The sequence below is a fragment of the Companilactobacillus halodurans genome (assembly GCF_009600985.1).
GTDB classification, from domain to species: domain Bacteria; phylum Bacillota; class Bacilli; order Lactobacillales; family Lactobacillaceae; genus Companilactobacillus; species Companilactobacillus halodurans.
In genome coordinates, this window is sequence record NZ_VDFP01000064.1 from 1 (window position 1) to 2,617 (window position 2,617).

Annotated in this window: 2 protein-coding genes; both read left to right on the forward strand. The window is 36.4% G+C overall.

The features are described from left to right. On the forward strand, positions 1–1,476 hold a 1,476-nt coding region (locus tag FHL06_RS12350; RefSeq protein ID WP_337692568.1), incomplete at its 5' end, for an LTA synthase family protein. Positions 1,477–2,408: 932 nt separating this feature from the next. Beyond that, on the forward strand, positions 2,409–2,617 hold a 209-nt coding region (locus tag FHL06_RS14785; protein ID WP_238334041.1), incomplete at its 3' end, for a hypothetical protein.

Here is a 2,617-nt window from a genome sequence, read left to right on the forward strand (position 1 = left end):
TTTGTCTTGCTAGAACGCCGTTTTGGTAAATTTATGTTGCGTTTTAAAACGATACCTAGATTGATTTTTGTCGCCTTGACGGCTTTTAGTATCGGTATTTTTTATACGGCGAGTGACACTAATTCTATGACGTATAAAATTTTAGCCGCTTCAGGATATACTAATTTAGATTCCAATATTAATCGATCGGCTAATAGCAATGGCCCAATGCTGACATTTTTGGGCAATATGTATGTTGATATTATGGATAAACCTGCTGGTTACAGTAAGGAAAAAATGTTGTCGATTGTTAGCAAATATCAACAGGAAGCTAAAAAAATCAATCGGAACCGTGACAATAGCGATTTGAGTAAGCAAACATTGATTTTTGTTTTAAGTGAAAGTTTTTCTGATCCAACACGGGTTCCCAATATTAAAATGAATCAAGATCCGATGCCTAATATTAGGGCTATCAAAGATACAACTACGTCTGGTTTGATGATGAGTTCTGGCTATGGCGGTGGAACGGCTAATATGGAGTATATGACGTTAACGGGCTTGGCAATGAATCAGTTTTCAGATACATTGCAGTCACCATATACACAGGTTGTGAATAAGCAGGAAAACCCAATCAATATTGCTAATAATTTTCAAACATCTGCCGCTATTCACCCTTATCATGGGAATTTTTATAATCGTAATTCTGTTTATCAAAATTTTGGAATACAAACATTTAGAAATATTGATACTAGTGGAAAATTAGCACTGAAGTATAAAAATACTTTGCCGGGGATGGAATATGTCAGTGATGACTCAGCCTATAACGATGCTCTATGGCAAATCAATCAAACTAGTGGTGGGCAATTTATCAATTTGATAACGATGCAAAACCACATGCCTTATGTTAATGAGTACTCCAATAATGAATTTAAAAATACTGGTGCTGGTGTAACGGATAAAAATCGTGACCAAGTCAATAACTATGCTAAAGGTATGAGTATTACTGATGTAGCGACAAAGGATTTTCTGAATAAGCTGGATGCAATTGATAAACCAATTACAGTCGTTTGGTATGGTGATCATTTGCCCGGAATTTATGATAATAACGATATGTACACTTACAACGTGCCAGAACATGAGACAGATTACTTCATTTACAGTAATAAATATGCTCGTGAACATAACTATGGCACAACTAAACTTGATGACGCGACACAAGTAACTGATCCAAATGGGTTTATTCCGTTGGCCTTGAAGCAAATGAATCAAAAAGTTACGCCATATTACGCTCTTTTGACTAGGATTCAAGAAGAAGTGCCAGCAATGGCTAAAAGTATTTCTGATAACACTAATTCTTTATATGTTGATAAAAATAGTAAGGAAGTAGACGAAAAGAATTTAACCGCTAAACAAAAGAAACTTATTGATGATTACAAGCTCGTCCAATACGATCTAACAGCTGGTAATGATTATTCTAAAAGTATAATAAACAAGTAGTTCTCTTCAGAGTCATAAGAGAATTGGATACTGTTTTTTGAATTATCAGTCGTGCATTGATAAAAATGGGTTAATATAGATGTTATCGTGTTGTGCTAGTTAAATATGCCGCCTCCAAGAGCAAGAAATTTTGGTCGCTATGGGGACCGCCGAAAGCCAAGGTCTTTCGGCTCGCTTTTGAACCTCGCACAAATCGCGAGTTTCAAAAGTCGTCCCGTGGTGTAAACACTAAAGTGTTAACGCCACCTGCACAGCGACCAAAATTTCTTGCTCTTTCCGGCTAGTTTGTTATTTGCTTTTAAAACAATAGTGAACAATTTTCAGTATTACTATGTTACTGACGGCTAAAGTTATAGGATATGGGGGTACATTTGGATTTTAAAAATCATTTTAAACCCATAGTCAAAAATCAACTAGCATCATGCGTTAATCTAGTAATCAGTTTATAAAAAGTTTCAAAATGCACCTTAATCCTTGATACTCCAGTCATTACTGAAGCAAAAGTAGTCAAATCTACAATGTAACGACCAATTTACTCACGATTTATTCCAAACAAAATAAATTAGCCGGAAGGAGTCAGGAAATCAGGTCGCTGTGCAGGTGGCGTTAGGGATTTATCCCTTACACCACGGGACGATTTTTGAAATTCGCGTATTTTGCGAAGTTCAAAATCGAGATTGGAGACCGCATTTTGGCTCCAATCGGTCCCCACAGCGACCTAATTTTCTGGCTCCTGGAGGCGGACTACTACCACTTCCACAGCATATTTATCTTTCAATAATTAGCTTACAAAATTATTAACATAAAGCCAAATATAACTATTAATTCTTTGGTATTTTTTTACCGTCCAACTTGTCTAGCGTTAGAATTTTAATTTTGTCCGATTCGAACTTAAGATAACGGCGAAATCTAAAAAAAGAAGGATTAATATTATGTTATTGAACAAAAAATGTGTTTATTTAGGTATTTCATTATTTTCTGCGATGCTACTTACTGCTACTTCAACTCAAGAAGCAAAAGCTGCAACGACTACAAGTACGACTACCGCGACGACGTCTCCCACCAGTACTTCCACTTCAACAACGTCTACGCCTGCAAAAACAACTACAACATCTCAGCCTATGACAGCAACGGCCACGAC